A 16,993-nucleotide genomic window follows, 5' to 3' on the forward strand; every position below is an offset into this window, starting at 1 on the left:
AGCCGCCTCCCTGTTTGGGTGGCGGCTCACCTTTAAAGCCCAGCCCGGCGGATTTGACACTGTGACCCAGACCAGAACCATTCACCTGGCAGATGCCCTTGCCGGACCCGGGTTTGAACCAACGGGTCCCTGCGATCTCACGATTGAAAATGGGCGGATCGTGAGAATCGAAAAACGACCCGAAGCGCCCGCTGGCCGACAGCTTCTGGGCATGCCTTCGCTCACCGATGCGCACAACCACGCAAGGCCCCTGTCGTCGACCTCGTTTGGCGCTGGTATGAAGCCGCTGGAAACCTGGCTGCCAAGCCTGGTATCCATGCCCTCGGTTGATCCCTATCTGGCAACTGCCGCCGCTTTCGGCAGATCAGTGCGCGGTGGCTGCACAGGTGCCATGGCTCACATTACACGACCGATGGGCCTGACGCCTTTGCCCGAAGAAGCCCAGGAAGTCGGAAGGGCCGCGACCGACACAGGCCTCGCCATTGGCTTTGGCGTCGGTATGCGCGACCGAAACCCGCTCGTCTATGGCGATCACACGCAGCTTCTCAAGGGCCTTCCGACGGAGGCTCAGGCGCGCGCGCGCGCCACCTGGCTGAACCCGATGACCGATACCAGGGCACAGCTTGAAACCGTCGATGCGGTGGCAGACGCGGTCGCCGACAATCCTCTCGTCGATGTGCAATATGCGCCCAACGCTGTGCAATGGTGCTCAGACCCCTTTCTATCCGCGATTGCAGACGCATCCGAACGAACCGGCCGCAGGGTTCACATGCATCTCCTGGAGACGAAGCCACAGCGGATCTGGGCCGACCAGGCCTACCCGAATGGCATCGTCCGCCACCTTGCAGACATCGGGCTTCTGTCACCCCGGCTGACGTTGGCCCATTGTGTGTGGGCGCGCCCAGAAGAGCTTGACCTGATTGCCGAATATGGTGCGCGGATTTCGATCAACCCCTCCTCGAACCTGCATCTGTCTTCCGGCATTGCACCGGTAGCACAGATGAAAGCAGCCGGTGTCTCCTTTGGCATGGGGTTAGACGGTTGTGCCTTTGACGAGGACGATGACGCCTTGCGCGAATTGCGCCTGTTTAGGCTGTTGAACGGGGGGTGGGGCTTCGATAGGGACCTGACCCCTGCGGATGTGCTGACAGCCGCCTGTTCCAGCGGGCGCGCCACCATCGGACAGGAAGCTGGCGGCGTGATCGCGCCCGGCATGCCCGCAGACCTGCTGCTTCTGGATCTTGATCGTCTCGACCGGGACAAGATCATGCCCGTGGATCCACGCCACTACCTATTTGCCCGTGCCACCCAGGGTCATATCGTCGAAGTCCTGTCCGGTGGGCGCACGCTGCAAAAAGACGGCAAACTGGCGACGATAAACTTGGCTGAGATCGAAAACGAACTGCGGGCCCAGTATCGCGCCTGCATGACGACAACAGCCAATGCACGCCTTGCCTTTGCCGCTGTGGAAGACAAGATCGAAGACTTCTACAAGGGGTGCTGTTGATGACGGTTCAAATGCGCGAGGCCCGCGTTCACCGTCTTCCCATGTCCGCGCCCAATGACACGTCAGCCATAGCAAACCTGATTGCGTCCGGTGAGATCGATCCGGGGTCGATTGTGGCCATTCTCGGCAAGTCCGAAGGCAACGGCTGCGTCAATGATTTCACCCGCGGCTATGCGGTCCAGTCCCTGGAATTGCTGCTGTCATCCTATCTCGACACGGCGCGCATCCATAACATCTGCATGGTCATGTCCGGCGGGACCGAAGGGGCATTGTCGCCACACTGGATCCTGTTCGAGGCCATGTCTGCGATGAAAGCCAATCCGGCCCGGTTCCCAGAGGGGGCGCTTGCACTCGGAACCCATGTTACGGACGACTTTGCCCCCGAAGAAATCGGTCGACTGGCACAGGTGGAAGCCGTTGCCGCCGGGGTCCATGCAGCTATGGCACAGGCGGGTATTGCGCGGGTGGAAGATGTCCACTTTGTCCAGATCAAATGCCCCTTACTGACCGCCGAGCGGATCCGTGCAGCTGGTGGTGCGTCACAGGTGGCAACGACAGACACCCTACGCTCCATGGGCTTGTCCCGCGGGGCCAGCGCCCTTGGTGTTGCCCTCGCACTTGGCGAAATCAGCAAGGCAGAGCTCTCGAATGCGGCCATCGGCGCGGATCTCTCACTGTTTAGCACCCGAGCATCCTGCTCCGCTGGCGTGGAGTTGATGGGCTGTGAAATCCTGATCATGGGCATGAGCTCCCAATGGTCAGGTCCATTGGCTATTGGCCACGCGGTGATGGGCGATGCCCTTGACGTTGATCCGGTCCGCGGTGTGTTGAGATCTTTCGGTCTTGGCGAAAATGGCCAGCTTGATCCGGCAGGTCGCGCTCGGATCACAGCTCTACTGGTCAAGGCAGAAGCCTCCAAATCCGGCCATGTGCGCGGGGCTCGTCACACCATGCTAGATGACAGCGATATATCCTCCACCCGCCATGCGCGCGGATTTGTTGCCGGGGCACTCGGCGGACTGATCGGCCATAGCGAGCTGTTCGTGTCCGGTGGCGCGGAGCATCAGGGGCCCGATGGTGGCGGTCCCTGCGCGATCATTTGCGATCGGACCTAGCCTTATTTCCTCTATCATAAAACACCTAAGGAAACACGATGACCAAACTTATCGTCCATGCTGGACCTTTCACGTTCGATGCCAAGCTTGAAGAAGAAGCTGCGCCAGAAACATGCGCGGCCTTCAAGAAGCAGATACCCTATTCGGGAAAGATCGTGCATGTGCGCTGGAGCGGCGAAGGGGTCTGGATTCCCCTAGGCGATACGGACTTCGGTGTTGGTTATGAAAACCACACCAGCCATCCTGCGCCCGGTCACATCATCCTGTATCCCGGCGGCATCAGCGAAACCGAGATCCTGCTTGCTTATGGCGGCGTCGATTTTTCCAGCAAGATGGGTCAACTCGCTGGCAATCACTTCATAACCTTGACGTCTGGTCTGGAAAATCTGATGACGCTCGGCAATGGCGTCCTGTGGGAAGGGGCACATGACATCCGGTTTGAATTTGCTTGATCGGAAGCCTGACATGCGTCGCATAAATTCAATCGCCGTGTGCTTTGGCTCCAACACCGGGCTGGGCGATACCTATCTGAAGGCCGCAGCCGACCTTGGCCGCCATCTGGCGAGATCCGGTATCAAAATAGTCTGCAGGGGTACAGAGAAAGGATTGATGGGGGGCTTTCGGACACGATAGCTTAGCTGTTTAGCCTCGGGATTTAATAGGGCAAGGTTCAACGTGTCAGCTTTTGCTGAGAACCCTGGCTGCAGCATTTCGGGCGTGGTCGGCGATGTTGGGATCGCGGGTGATCAGGGCGGCAACGATGGCGCCGTCGATCAGCAGGGCCAGTTCATGTGTCAGCCCCTCGGCATCATCCGGTCGGGATTCGCGGGCCAGCTCACGGATCTTGTCGAGTACGACACTCTTGTGCCGGAGCGCAATAGCCCGCATCCGGTCATCATCCTTGTCGTGTTCGGCAACAGCATTAATGAAGGGGCAGCCATAAAAATGCTCTTCGGCAAACCACTTTTTCAAGACATCGAACAGCTGGATCAGTTTGTCAGTCGGGCTGCCGGGCAAGGCGTCGACTTCCTTGACGAACCATGTGCGCCAGGTCTCCCCTTCGCGTTCCAGAACAGCCTCGACCAGACCTTCCTTTGAGCCGAAGGCCTTGTAGAGTGTGGTCTTGGCTGTTCCAGCCGCTGCTATCACTGCATCGACGCCGGTGGCATTGATGCCCTGTTTGCAAAAAAGATCGGATGCAGCGAGCAGAAGGCGTTCGCGTGCAGCACCGCGGCCGGAAATGGGATTGGACATGACATTTGTATCTGATGAAGCGTTTTCGGCTAGGGACAACGCAAATCCTTCCTAAAAAGATACCGACCGATCTGTTTCCTTGTCCTTAGCGGAGCTGATAGCGCTTTTCAATCCCAGGTTAAAGGTTTCTGACGCAGCGTTATATCAATTTTGCAGAGTGAACCTCAGGTGCACCGGGCGCAGAATTGGGCGCTTTTGAAGCCGCTAGATCGTTAATTGTGCAATTTGTTGTTTGCGTAATTTTTAATCAAGATCAACATTCATTAATAAAAACAATTACTAAGACCAGCCTAGTCAGAATGGCACGATCCCTGCTTTAAGGAAACAGAACGGTATGTATCATTTTTGGAGCGGTTGATGTCAGATGGTGCGCATATCCAGACGGTTGGGATCTCCCATACTTATAAGGGAGCAGGGGCGAAAGCCCTTGGGCGGATCGATCTCGAGGTTTGTCCTGGCGAGGCACTGGCGCTGATCGGGCGCTCTGGCTGCGGAAAATCCACCCTTCTGCATATTCTAGCCGGCTTGAGCGCGCCAACGGACGGCAAAGTGCTGATCGATGGAACGCGGATTTCAGCTCCCTCGCCAAGTCGGATCATGATGTTTCAGGCACCGAGCCTGTATCCATGGATGAACGTTGAGCAGAACGTCGGTCTGGGTCTGCGCTTCAATGGCAAGATGAAGCAGGCGGGCACTCGCATACCTCAGGTGCTTGATCTGGTCGAGCTTGGTGATTACGCGAAGCGCAATGTTCAGGACCTGTCAGGAGGCCAGCAGCAGCGTGTCGCCCTTGCACGATCCCTTGCCTTGAAGCCTGAAGTCTTGCTGCTGGACGAGCCGCTTTCGGCACTTGATGCCTTCACCCGTCATGCCCTGCAAAGAGACATTCGCCGGATCTGCAAGGACCTCGGCATCACATTGGTCCTGGTCACTCATGACATCAATGAAGCCGTGATGATGGCTGACCGGGCCCTCGTGATGAAAGCCGATCCGGGGGACATCGAGGCTGAAGTCAGGATCGCGATTGATGGTGATCGTCTTCCCTCAATGCCCGCCTTCGCAGAGGCTCGCCGCGAGTTGGTTGCCGCCTATGAGACGGCCGCCGGCATGGCGATGGCCGAGGCGCAAAATTTCGTTTCCCAAGACAGTTTGAATGAGCCCAAGCCGCTTGATCGGCTGGCAACCAATTGACCCGTTTCTCCGACAAAAAAGGCACCAGACAATGAGCAAAGCCAACGATAGATATCTCGACAGCCTGAAGACCGATGAGTTTGACTGGGCCATGCAGAAATGGGCTGGAGAGGCCTACGCAGGAGATTACTCGCGCCGTGAGATGTTGAACATGTTCGCCAAGGGCGGTTTATTCGCCTCGTTGTCCGGCCTTCTGTCCACCTTGCCGCAGATGTCTTACGCTCAGGATGATGAAGTCGTGCGGATCGGGTATCTACCGATCACGGATGCGACTGCGCTGCTGGTCGCCCATGCCAAAGGGTTCTTTGCAGACGAAGGACTTGAAGCGGAACGCCCGACGCTGATCCGCGGGTGGTCACCGCTCATCGAAGGCTTTGTCTCTAACAAGTTCAATGTGGTGCACTTCCTCAATCCGATTCCGGTCTGGATGCGTTATAACAACAACTTCCCGGTCAAGATCATGGCTTGGGCGCATACCAATGGCTCCGGCCTTGTGGTTGGAAAGCACACCGACATCACCGATTTTTCACAGCTGGGTGGCAAGCAGGTCGCGGTGCCGTTCTGGTACTCCATGCACAACATCGTGCTGCAGTATGCCTTGAGGGCATCCGGCGTCACCCCAGTGATCAAGGGGCCGGGTGAGGCTCTGGCACCAAACGAGTGCAATCTCCAGGTGATGGCGCCGCCGGAAATGCCTGCCTCGCTCGCAGCTCGTAAGCTTGATGCCTATATCGTCGCCGAGCCTTTCAATGCGCTAGGCGAAATGAAGGCTGGCGCGCGGATGCTCCGCTTCACCGGTGATATCTGGAAAAACCATCCTTGTTGCGTGCTGTGCATGCATGAAGAAGCCACCAAGGCGCGTCCTGAATGGACTCAGAAAGTGGTCAACGCCGTGGTCCGGGGCGCAATCTATGCCTCGACCAACAAGGCAGAAGTCGCCGAACTGATTTCCAAGAACGGCGAAGGCTATCTTCCGGCTCCTGCCCCAGTGGTGACGCGGGCTATGACTGATTACGACATGCCTGCCTACAGGGAGAGCGGTGCAGTCAAGCATGTTGATGAGTGGCACAACGGACGGATTGATTTCCAGCCATGGCCTTATCCGTCCGCCACCAAGCTGACGGTTGAAAAAATGAAGGAAACAGTGGTCGGCGGCGACAAGAGCTTTCTTGCCGACCTTGATCCAAACTTTGTCGCCGACGATCTGGTGGACCGTAGCTTCGTCAAGGCAGCGCTGGAACAATATCCCGAATGGAAGAACGACCCTTCGGTCAATCAGGGCGATCCTTACAACCGTGAGGAGGTTCTGTCGCTGTGAGCGAGGTAAGTCCGATCATATCAGGGGAGACAGGGTACCCACCGGCTTCCCGGTCTGCCAGCCGCAAGACCTTGCTGTCCGATGGGGTCAAAACCCGTCTGGGCAGTAGTCTGGAAAGCCTCGGCTATACGCTGGCCGGCATGGCCTTGCTTCTGGCTGTCTGGTGGGTTGGAGGACGAATGGTCGAGGCGTCTGAGGATCTCTATGCCTTTGCCGATTTTGCGCCTGCACCAACCCTGGTGCGCCTAACGGACATGATCCAGACTGGAGAAGCGTTCCAGATCACGGTGCCCAGTCTTTACAGGGTGGCCTCGGGGTTGTTCTGGGCCATCGCGCTCGGAGTTCCTGTTGGCATTATGGTCGGAGCCATCGCCAGCTTTCGAAAGCTGACAAATGTACCGTTCCAGTTCCTCAGGATGATTTCTCCCCTGTCGTGGATGCCCATAGCCGTGATGGCCTTTGCTACCTGGGAGGGCGCAATTGTCTTCCTGATCACGGTGGCAGCCATTTGGCCGGTTCTGTTTTCCACGGCGTCCGGTCTCAGGCGCATCGATCCCTCGTGGTTCAAGGTGGCGCGCAATCTGGGCGCTCGGCCCTGGCACATGCTGTTCGTCATCATTCTGCCCGCGATCTCCCAGGACATTCTGTCCGGCATACGTCTGGCGCTTGGTGTTGCCTGGATCATTCTCGTACCAGCTGAATATCTCGGGGTCACCTCGGGTCTCGGCTACGCCATCAACGACGCTCGCGACACGCTGGAATACGACCGGCTGGCTGCGACCGTCGTCATCATCGGGGTCATTGGCTTCAGCCTCGACTCCCTGCTGCAGCTGGCTATCGCAAAGCTCAGTTGGCTGCGGTCTTCATAACTGAAACTGCCCAAGGAACGAAAAAGGAGAAGTAAATGTCCGAACCTGCAACTGCCCTGACCGGGTGTCTTGCCCCCATCGACAAGGGTGGCCTTGAGGCCCTGATCGAAAACGGCAAAAAGGACCCAAAAGCGGTCAAGACCCTGAAGTGCAAGACCGTCGCAGAGGGACGTTTTCGGCACGCCAACTATATTCGTAATCTTGATCCCTACATCGTCGATGAGCCACCTGGCCTTCTGGGCGATGACACTGCTCCAAACCCATCTGAGGCTTCTCTTGCTGCTCTTGGCTCCTGCATTGCGGTTGGCTTGCACGCCAATGCGGTTCACCGGGGCATCACCATCACTTCGCTGGAAGTCGAACTTGAGGGTGATCTGAACATCACCGCTGTCTGGGGCACAGGCGATGTCAGCGAAAAGCCGGTCGGCTTCACCGATGTGCGGATCAACGTCCACATGGATGCGGACGCGCCGCAAGAAACCATAGATGAGCTGATTGCCCATGTGTGTCAGTGGTCGCCGGTGTTCAACACCTTCTCGCGGCCTGTGACCATGGTGGCAGCCTCCGTCTGAGCCAATCAAACCGCCCCGCTGCATCAGGCGGGGCGGTTTGCCCCGATAGTCAAACTCCGTTCGTGGAAAGAGGAGGTGTCAAGATGAACGCACAGGTACAACTCAAGACGGTCGAAGATGTTGTTGAGCAAGGGAGGGTGCAGACCCTTTTGGAGCCAGACAACGTCCAGACCGTGCTGGAGAATGTGACACAGATCGCAAAAACTGACCTTGCTCCGCTCGTCCACGATATTGATTTGAAGGGCGTTTATCCCGAAGACGTGATGCGCGCTCTTGGCCGTGCCGGTGCCTATAATCAGCATGCGCCCATGACGGCAGCTGCCGCCAATGCGACAGATGCCTTTGATCTGGAGACGGCGATCAGGGCCATGACGCATGTGGGCGAGGAATGCCTGTCGACGGCCTTTTGTGTCTGGTGCCAGGATGCACTCGCCTGGTACATCGCCAACTCCGACAATGAGACGCTCAAACGTACGCTCGGACCGAAGATTACCAGCGGTGAAATCCTGGGCGGCACTGGTCTTTCCAACCCGATGAAATCGCTGTTCGGCATTGAAAAGCTCCGCCTCAAGGGTGTGCGGGTAGAAGGTGGCTATGAAGTCACAGGCACACTGCCCTGGGTGTCTAACCTTGGTCCGGATCATCACTTCGGCATTGTCTTTGCTCTTCAGGATGAGGGGGAGCGCAAGGTCATGGCCGTCGCTGATTGTTCAGGCGCGGGCGTCAAGATCACCGAGAACGATGATTTCGTCGCCCTCGACGGCACACGTACCTTTGCCATTCAGTTGCGTAAGGCCTTCATTCCAACGGACAGCGTGCTGGCTGATCCGATTGACGACTATATTCCGCGCATCCGCGCAGGCTTCATCCTGCTGCAGTCCGGCATGGCCTTTGGCATGATCCGCTCGTGTATCGATCTCATGGAACAGGCCGGACAGACCCTGTCTCACGTCAATTGCCATCTTCCGGATCAGCCTGAGGATTTTCGCGCGCAACTCGCTGAGATGGAACAGGAAGTCTTTGAGCTGGCCAAAACGCCCTTCGACACCTCCAAAGAGTATTTCATTCGCGTCATCAAGGCCCGGCTGGCAGCTGGTGATGCCTCTGTGGCTGCCGCTCATAATGCGATGCTTCATTGCGGAGCACGCGGCTATGTGCGGCGCGGCGCTGCCCAGCGAAAACTGCGTGAGGCCTATTTCGTTGCCATCGTAACACCGGCGACCAAGCAGCTCAGGAAGATGCTGGCTGATTTTGGCGCGGACTGATCCTGCAAACGATTTGAAGCAAAGCGGTTTATTTGAGCCGATAGGATGAGAAAAGGAGCATGACTGTGACAGATGGAAGTTTGATATCTCCCAAGGGCCTTGAAAGCCTTGTCGCCAGCGACCCTTGCGTCGTGATCGACACCCGTGCACCGGACGCCTATGCCGAGGGCCATCTGCCCGGTGCGGTCAACCTGCATGACATTTTCACCTATCTCGCAACATCTTCGCCGGAAGGCATTGCAGAACTTCGCGGTAAATTCGCCGATGAATTTGGCGCAATCGGCTTGTCCGGAGTTGAAACGGCAGTGATCTACGAACAGTCGATGGCGTCAGGTTTCGGCCAATCCTGCCGGGGCTATTTCCTCCTGCAATATCTCGGCTATCCGAAAATCACGGTCCTTCATGGCGGATATGAAGCCTGGGTCGCAGAAGGTCTCCCAGTCTCAACGGAAGCTGTTGCACCAGAGCCGAAAGCCTTCCCGGTTTCAGATCAGGGCGCCGATCTGATGATGGATGTGGCAGACATGATGACAGCGGTTGAAACTGAAGCTGTTGTCAAACTGGATGTGCGTGACATTGACGAGTGGATTGCCGAAAGCTCATCGCCTTATGGCAAGGATTTCTGCCCGCGCAAGGGACGCATTCCAGGTGCCAAGTGGATCGAATGGTACCGCATGATGAAGCCCACTGCCTCTGGTCCGATGATCAAGTCAAAGGCAGAAGTTCTGGCGGAATGCGCCACTGTGGGCATCACGCCGGAAACGCCGGTCGCGCTCTACTGTTTCAAAGGCGCACGTGCATCCAACACCTATCTCGCGCTGAAAGAGGCCGGTGTGAAGGACGTGAAGATCTATTTCGGCTCCTGGAACGAGTGGTCTCGAGACCCATCCTTGCCGATTGAGGAAGGTCTGCCGTTTTAGGGCAGATTTACTGCACCGGTGGCGGCAGCCTGCCGCCGGTGCAGGCATGAAGCCTCAGCCGCGATATTCAACCCACATTTCAAATCGAAATCAGGAGAACACCCATGAGCACAATCACCACGCTTCCATCTGCGGATGTCGCACCGGCTCCGCTTATGTCCAAACTGGACATGACCGAGCTGGTCATGGCGGCTAAATTTGCCAGAAAGGCAAGCTGGGCGGATATTTCAGCCGCCGCAGGTATGTCAGACGTCTTTGTTGTGTCCGCTTGTCTTGGCCAAAACGCTTTGCCGGCCGAAGCCGCTGCAAAGGTCGCAACATTCCTGGGGTTGGGCAATCGCACCAAGGACGTTGAAATCGCGCTTCAGCTACCGCCAAAGAAAGGTCAGGAAGCTGAAACCGTCTCCAAGGATCCGCTGATTTACCGGTTCTTCGAGATCACCTATGTCTACGGCGACACCATCAAGGAGCTGATCCACGAGGAATTCGGCGATGGCATCATGAGCGCTATTGATTTCGACCTGAAGATCGAACGGGAAGAAAACCCCAAAGGCGACCGGGTCAAAGTCACCATGTGCGGCAAATTCCTACCGTACAATCAGTGGTAGTTTAAAAACAAAAAGCAGCCGGCCACCTTTCGGAGTCGGCTGTTTTGGCAACTCGGCACATGAAATTAGGATGGGCAATTGCCGGACAATCAGCTCATCAGCCAGGCACCAGTCCGGTCAGGGCAACGGCCAATTGGTTGGCAAATCTTGCGGAAGCCACAGGCAATGTCCGACCCTTCATCTGCAAAAGGGACAAGCTGCCAAACATGATATCTCGTCTGGGCAGAGGTCTGAAAACCAATCGGTCATCATTGCCAATATTCAACCCAATTGGAAACTGGAAGCCAACCGCATTCTCATTTTCCACATAGTGCCTCATGAATTCAAAGGAATCCGCCTCTATTGTAAACGCCATTTTCTGTGTCATGCGGCCAACTGCCAAATCCAGAAGATACCGAATGCCAATGGTGGCCGGAGGCACGACGTGGGGGAATTCGAGACAGTCCCGCAACCGTATCTGGTCTTTCCTCGCCAGTGGATGGTCCCTGGCCATGACAGCACAGACGGGCTGTTCAATCGACATCAGCACGTCAAAATCAGTGAGATGGCGCGACTCAAACACAAGGGCCAGATCGCTTTGATAACTGCGCAGATCCTGCTCTGCTGCATCCCTGTCCCGCACATGAACTGAAAAACTGACGCCGGGATGTTCACCTCGATAGTCCGCAATCTGCGCAGGCATGAAATAGGGCTGCAGCGCTTGCGAACAGGCAATCGAGACATGCCCTCGTCTCAGCCCGGATAGATCAAGCACCTGACTTCGAACCCGTTCCAGGTCGGCAAGCTGCGTTCGAATGTGCTGGATCAACAGTTCACCAGCCGGATTGAGCCGAACGCCTCTGGGGAGACGCTCAAAAATCGGAGCTCCGAATTCCTCCTCAAAATTCTGGATTCGACGATTCAAAGCAGACGATGTGATGTTCATATCTTCTGCAGCTTTGCGAATAGACCCGGCCTGCGTGACCGCTTTGATCAAGCTGAGAGTCTGTAAGTGCTTCATTTATATGACCTAAACAACTAGCGCTGCAATTTGAGAAGCACAATACTGCAAAAATAGCATTAGAAGTAAGCACTAATGTTGCGCATGTTTCCCGTAATGGGGAGACACAGTCACCCCGGTCGAATTCCGAGACCAGAGGGAACAGACATGACATTCAAATCCTCCAGACGTGATTTCTTGAAGGCAGGCACTGCGACCATGCTCAGTGCCTCCATGCTGCCATTTCTGAAGTCCCTACCTGCATCAGCTGCGGGTAATGACGTCATTGTGGCCGTCACCGGACAGACCATCAACAGTCTGGACATCCACCGCACTGGTACAAACCGCCCAAGCTATCAGGTTGCCGTCAACGTCTATGACCGGTTGGTAAGCTTCGGCACCAAGACACTGCCAGACGGCGGTCTTTCCTATGATTATTCTGTCATTGTGCCTGAAGCGGCAGAAAGCTGGGAATTTGCTGACGACAATATGTCGATTGTCTTCAAGCTGCGTCCAGGCGGCAAGTTCCACGATGGCTCTCCGATAACGGCTCAGGATGTAAAATGGTCATTTGACCGTGCAGTCTCTGTCGGCGGTTTCCCGACCGTTCAGATGAAAGCCGGAGCTCTGGAAAAACCAGAGCAATTCGAAGTCATTGATGACCTGACCTTCAAGGTCCATCTCTTGCGCCCCTCGAAACTCACACTGCCGGATCTCGCTGTTCCGGTGCCAATGATCATCAATTCAAAAGTCGCGTTGGAACACGCGACGGATGAAGATCCATGGGCCATGGAATATCTGCACAAAACGCCAGCAGGCTCCGGTGCGTTCAAGGTCGTAGCCTGGAAACAGGGCGAACAGCTGGTTTATGAGCGCAATGACGATTGGACGTCCGGGCCTGTGCCTGCTGTGAAGCGCGTTGTCCTTCGCGAAGTGCCAAGCCCGGCGACACGCCGAGCCCTGCTGGAACGCGGCGACGTGCAGATGTCCTTCAACATGCCGAACAAGGACGCGAAAGAACTCAGCGACGCTGATGGCATCACCATCAACACGACACCCATTGAAAACGCCATCTACTGCCTTTGCCCGAACCTGAATTTTGAGCCTTTCAAAGACAAGCGCGTGCGCCAGGCAGTCGCCTTTGCGATTCCCTACGCAGATGTATTCCAGACCGCCGCTTATGGCCGAGGCGCGCCTATGTGGGGCGGCGAAAACAGCGTTCCAACTGACATCGCTTGGCCGCAAAAGTTCCCCTATCAGACCGATCTGGACAAGGCGAAAGCCCTGTTGGAGGAAGCCGGTTACGGGGCGGGCTTCAAGGTACCGCTGTCCATTTCGCTCAGTCAGGCGGACTGGATGGAACCAACGGCTTTGCTGATCCAGGAAAATCTGGCGAAAATCGGCATAGAGGCCGAGATCGAAAAAATCCCGGGCGCAAACTGGCGCACGGCTGCCCTGGTTGAAAAGCGCCTGCCGTTGCATCTGGACACTTTTGGCGGCTGGCTCAACTACCCCTGCTACTATTTCTTCTGGGCCTATCTGGAAGGTCACTTGTTCAACTCGTCCAATTATCGGAACGAGGAGATCGAGACATTGACCGCCGAAACCTTGAACATGCCGGTCGAAGATCCCGAATATGCTCCGAAAATCAAGCGCATGATCGAAATCGTCTGGGATGAAGTGCCTCGGATTGCGCTGTGGCAGCCAGCTCTCAACGTGGGCACCCGTTCGATCGAGGGATACGAGTACTGGTTCCACCGCCAGCTTGATATTCGTGGTTTGAAAAAGGTCTGATATGATGCCGGGCCGCCTGAAAACAATCCTGCTCAGGATCTCACAATCCATTCCGGTGTTAATCGGGGTTGTAATTGTCAGCTTCGTGCTGACCAGAGCACTACCAGGCGACCCGGCTGTCTATTTTGCAGGCGCAGCAGCAGACGAAAACTCCATTGCCGAGGTTCGCGCACAACTGGGTCTCGACAAGTCACTCCCCGAACAGTTTCTCGTATATGTCAGCGACCTGATGCGGGGCAATCTTGGCCAGTCACTCTCAACCGGACAACCGGTTACCCAGGATCTGGCTCAGCGCCTTCCAGCATCTTTGGAGCTCACCCTCATTGCGTTGATCCTGTCTTGCTCAATCGCAATACCACTCGGCATTCTGGCGGCCACGCGCCCAGGATCATGGATAGACCATCTGTGCCGTGTTCTGGTCACAGCAGGCGTCTCCATGCCGACGTTCTTCACCGGCATCGTGCTGATCTACATCTTCTATTACCTTCTGGGGATTGCCCCCTCGCCGCTTGGTCGGCTGGATTTCATTTACATAGAGCCAGATCGGGTAACCGGCTTTTATCTCATAGACGCAGCCATCGCAGGTGATCTGGAAACCTGGTGGGGTGCAGCCAAACAGCTGATCTTGCCGTCGATCACCCTGGCCCTGTTCACTCTTGCACCTCTCGCGCGCATGACACGTGCATCCATGCTGAGTGCGCTGTCATCGGACTTCATTCGCACAGCAAGATCTGCGGGCCTGACGGAAGGATCAATCCGTTACACATATGCGTTTCGCAACGCGCTCCTGCCGGTGATTACAACGCTCGGCATGGTGTTTTCCTTCACCCTCGGTGCAAACGTTCTGGTCGAAAAGGTATTTGCCTGGCCCGGGATCGGATCCTACGCGGTCGAAGCTCTCGTGGTCTCCGACTATGCCGCTGTACAGGGGTTCGTTCTCGCAATGGCCCTTCTTTTCGTTGGCCTCAACCTGATCATAGACCTGACCTATACGGCCATTGATCCCCGGATAGGATTTGCAAGCCGATGACCGATTTCATTTCATCTACAGCAAATCCAACAGAGCCAGACGTACTGGTAGAGCGCACGTCGGGGGGCTTTTTTGACCACCTGATCTATGTGCTGCGCGGCAACCCGATCACTCTAATTGCATTTGGCATGTTCGCAATACTCGTGATCGCCGCCATCTTTGGCCCTCTGCTGGCACCTTATGATCCAGCGGTATCGAACGTTTCAATCGCGCTGCAAGCTCCGTCCTGGCAGCACTGGTTCGGAACTGACAATCTCGGGCGGGATGTTTTCAGCCGTGTGTTAATAGCCACCCGCCTTGATCTTCTGATCTCAGTGGCGGCGGTCGCCCTGTCATTTGTAATCGGGTCCATGCTGGGGGCCATAGCAGGATATTGGGGCGGATGGCTCGACAGCATCCTCAACCGCCTGTTTGACACCATCATGGCCTTTCCGCTTTTTGTTTTGGCTATGGGCATCGTCGCAGCTCTCGGCAACACGGTTGAAAACATCGTCTACGCCACAGCGGTGATCAACATTCCATTCTACGCCCGCCTTGTCCGCGCAGAGGTGAATATCCGCCGCGATGCAGGCTTTGCCCTGGCAGCGAAACTTGCCGGAAACTCTGACATACGCGTGCTGGCTTTTCATATCTATCCCAATGCCCTCCCGCCAATGATGGTTCAGGTTTCACTCAATCTCGGTTGGGCGATCCTGAATGCTGCAGGTCTGAGCTTCATTGGACTGGGTGTGCGCCCACCGACCGCCGAATGGGGAATCATGGTGGCCGAAGGGGCAAATTTCATCGTCTCAGGTGAATGGTGGCTCGCCGTTTTCCCAGGACTTGCCCTGATGTTTGCCGTGTTCACCTTCAACCTTCTGGGCGACGGTCTGCGTGACCTCGTCGACCCCCGTCGGAGGACGTGACAATGCTAAGCTTGAAAGATCTTACGGTTTCATTCCAGACACGTCGCGGCAGTGTTGACGCAGTTCGCGGTGTCAATCTGGAGCTGGGCCGCGGCGAGATACTGGGCATTGTTGGCGAGTCTGGATCAGGCAAGTCCGTGACATCCTATGCGTTGATGCGCATTCTCGATCAAGGTGGCAAGATCACCGGCGGGGCGGTCAACTATCAAGGGGTGGACCTGCACGCAGCCAGCGAGAACGCCATGCGCGATATTCGTGGTCGGGAAATCTCGATGATTTTCCAAAACCCGCGCGCTGCTCTCAATCCTATCCGCAAGGTCGGACATCAGCTGGAAGATGTCCTGCGGCGTCATGCCAAGGCGACCCGTTACACGGCAAAAATCGAAGCCATCAGGGCATTGGAAGCTGTCCAGATTCACGACGCTGAGGCCCGCTATCACGCCTATCCGTTTGAGCTGTCCGGAGGCATGTGCCAGCGCGTTGTAATTGCCATAGCTCTAGCGTGTGATCCCAAGCTTCTGGTTGCTGACGAGCCAACCACCGGCCTCGACATCACGACACAAAAAGCTGTCATGGACCTGGTATCGACGTTAATCAGAAGCCGAGACATGAGCTCCATCCTGATCACTCATGATCTAGGTCTGGCCGCTCAATATTGCGACCGGATAGCTGTCATGAAAGACGGCAAAATTGTTGAAACCGGCCCGCCGGATAGCCTGTTTCTCACTCCATCTCACCCCTACACCCGAAAGTTGGTCAATGCGACGCCCAGAGACGGAGCATCGGTGCGCTCACTTCTACCAACCGACAAACGGACACCTCTCGCAGCACCAAAAATCAGCAGCAAACCTTTGCTGGAAGTGCGAGACCTGACGAAAACCTTCCAGGGCAAGGCAAGCCCGGTACAGGCTGTCAAAGGCATCTACTTCAAAATCCATGAAGGCCAATGTGTCGGACTGGTCGGAGAATCTGGCTGCGGCAAGTCGACCACCTCCTCAATGTTGGTGCGCCTGGCCGACCCAACAAGCGGTCAGATCCTGTTCGACGGCGAAGACCTGGCGCAAACACCCGCTCAGTCGTTTGCAAGAGACCCACGTCGCTCTGACATTCAAATGGTGTTCCAAGATGCGACCGACAGCTTCAACCCACGTCACACCGCAAAGCAGTCAATTGCAGAACCCCTCAGCCGCCTGACTTCCCTCAAAAAGCAAGAGCGAGCGCAGCGGGTCAAGGAACTCGCCGATCTTGTCGGACTTCCGCATCCCCTTTTGAACCGTTTTCCGCACCAATTGTCGGGCGGACAAAAGGCCCGCGTTGGCATCGCCAGAGCCATTGCTGTCAATCCGAAATTCATCGTGCTGGATGAACCCACCGCGGCTCTGGACGTCTCCATCCAAGCCGTGGTTCTGAATCTTCTTGCAGACCTGCGAGCCAAGCTGGGGATCACCTGCCTTTTTGTCAGCCATGATCTCCATGTGGTTCGCCTTCTCTGCGACCACGTCATCGTCATGAAAGACGGGATGGTCGTTGAGCAAGGCCCAACCAAAACGGTAATGGGCCAGCCAAGCGCGTCCTACACCCGGCAACTGCTTTCAGCTGCGCCCAGCCCTCCCATCGCCGCTAATGCCGCATGACCCAGCTTGCGAATTTCCTCCATTTCTCGAAT

16 protein-coding genes are annotated in these 16,993 nt (G+C 56.3%); 14 read left to right on the top strand and 2 right to left on the bottom strand.

Annotation, left to right across the window (positions count from 1 at the left end; genetic code table 11):
* Nucleotides 1-61: 61 nt before the first annotated feature.
* Genes V6575_RS00260 through V6575_RS00270 form a run of 3 tightly spaced genes read left to right on the top strand, consistent with a single transcriptional unit; the run spans nt 62 to nt 3,074 of the window.
* On the top strand, nt 62-1,507 hold the full coding sequence (locus tag V6575_RS00260) for an amidohydrolase family protein (RefSeq protein WP_340271970.1): 1,446 nt from the start codon (nt 62-64) through the stop codon (nt 1,505-1,507).
* Nucleotides 1,507-2,622, top strand: coding sequence for a cyanuric acid amidohydrolase (gene atzD / locus V6575_RS00265; protein ID WP_340271971.1), 1,116 nt, complete (start codon nt 1,507-1,509; stop codon nt 2,620-2,622). The genes V6575_RS00260 and atzD overlap by 1 nt, the downstream gene beginning before the upstream one ends.
* Before the next feature lie 38 nt (nt 2,623-2,660).
* Complete coding sequence (locus V6575_RS00270; protein WP_340271972.1) at nt 2,661-3,074, top strand: DUF3830 family protein; 414 nt, start codon at nt 2,661-2,663, stop codon at nt 3,072-3,074.
* A gap of 226 nt (nt 3,075-3,300) precedes the next feature.
* On the opposite strand, the gene V6575_RS00275 is transcribed toward V6575_RS00270, so the two are convergent.
* Entirely contained in the window at nt 3,301-3,876 is a 576-nt protein-coding gene (locus V6575_RS00275) for a TetR/AcrR family transcriptional regulator (protein WP_340271973.1), read from the bottom strand.
* 357 nt (nt 3,877-4,233) lie between these two features.
* On the opposite strand from V6575_RS00275, the gene V6575_RS00280 reads away from it, so the two are divergent.
* From V6575_RS00280 to cynS, 7 genes are all read left to right on the top strand, one after another.
* Nucleotides 4,234-5,067, top strand: coding sequence for an ABC transporter ATP-binding protein (locus tag V6575_RS00280; RefSeq protein ID WP_340271974.1), 834 nt, complete (start codon nt 4,234-4,236; stop codon nt 5,065-5,067).
* A 31-nt stretch (nt 5,068-5,098) separates the two neighbouring features.
* Entirely contained in the window at nt 5,099-6,385 is a 1,287-nt protein-coding gene (locus tag V6575_RS00285; protein WP_422785495.1) for an ABC transporter substrate-binding protein, read from the top strand.
* A complete protein-coding gene (locus tag V6575_RS00290) occupies nt 6,382-7,254 on the top strand; it encodes an ABC transporter permease (protein WP_340271976.1) in 873 nt (290 codons plus the stop codon). Before V6575_RS00285 ends, V6575_RS00290 begins: the two co-directional genes overlap by 4 nt.
* A 35-nt stretch (nt 7,255-7,289) precedes the next feature.
* Nucleotides 7,290-7,826, top strand: coding sequence for an OsmC family protein (locus V6575_RS00295; RefSeq protein WP_340271977.1), 537 nt, complete (start codon nt 7,290-7,292; stop codon nt 7,824-7,826).
* 83 nt (nt 7,827-7,909) lie between these two features.
* A complete protein-coding gene (locus tag V6575_RS00300) occupies nt 7,910-9,091 on the top strand; it encodes an acyl-CoA dehydrogenase family protein (protein ID WP_340271979.1) in 1,182 nt (393 codons plus the stop codon).
* Nucleotides 9,092-9,156: 65 nt separating this feature from the next.
* Complete coding sequence (locus V6575_RS00305; RefSeq protein WP_340271980.1) at nt 9,157-10,011, top strand: sulfurtransferase; 855 nt, start codon at nt 9,157-9,159, stop codon at nt 10,009-10,011.
* Between the two features lie 104 nt (nt 10,012-10,115).
* Nucleotides 10,116-10,619: a cyanase gene (gene cynS / locus V6575_RS00310; RefSeq protein ID WP_340271981.1), complete on the top strand. Its 504-nt coding sequence runs from the start codon at nt 10,116-10,118 to the stop codon at nt 10,617-10,619.
* Nucleotides 10,620-10,716: 97 nt separating this feature from the next.
* On the opposite strand, the gene V6575_RS00315 is transcribed toward cynS, so the two are convergent.
* Nucleotides 10,717-11,619, bottom strand: a complete 903-nt coding sequence (locus V6575_RS00315; RefSeq protein ID WP_340271982.1) for a LysR family transcriptional regulator — start codon at nt 11,617-11,619, stop codon at nt 10,717-10,719.
* A 147-nt stretch (nt 11,620-11,766) separates the two neighbouring features.
* Here V6575_RS00315 and V6575_RS00320 point away from each other — a divergent pair, with 147 nt between their 5' ends.
* From V6575_RS00320 to V6575_RS00335, 4 genes are read left to right on the top strand one after another with little or no spacing between them, the layout of a single operon-like run.
* Nucleotides 11,767-13,392, top strand: a complete 1,626-nt coding sequence (locus V6575_RS00320; RefSeq protein ID WP_340271983.1) for an ABC transporter substrate-binding protein — start codon at nt 11,767-11,769, stop codon at nt 13,390-13,392.
* Between the two features lie 4 nt (nt 13,393-13,396).
* Nucleotides 13,397-14,422 (top strand): ABC transporter permease, encoded by a 1,026-nt coding sequence (locus V6575_RS00325; RefSeq protein WP_340272698.1) that lies wholly within the window; start codon nt 13,397-13,399, stop codon nt 14,420-14,422.
* Nucleotides 14,419-15,327, top strand: coding sequence for an ABC transporter permease (locus V6575_RS00330; protein ID WP_340271985.1), 909 nt, complete (start codon nt 14,419-14,421; stop codon nt 15,325-15,327). The genes V6575_RS00325 and V6575_RS00330 overlap by 4 nt, the downstream gene beginning before the upstream one ends.
* A 2-nt stretch (nt 15,328-15,329) precedes the next feature.
* Nucleotides 15,330-16,961: a dipeptide ABC transporter ATP-binding protein gene (locus tag V6575_RS00335; RefSeq protein ID WP_340271986.1), complete on the top strand. Its 1,632-nt coding sequence runs from the start codon at nt 15,330-15,332 to the stop codon at nt 16,959-16,961.
* Nucleotides 16,962-16,993: the final 32 nt, after the last annotated feature.

The sequence above is a fragment of the Roseibium algae genome (assembly GCF_037783265.1).
Classification (GTDB): domain Bacteria; phylum Pseudomonadota; class Alphaproteobacteria; order Rhizobiales; family Stappiaceae; genus Roseibium; species Roseibium algae.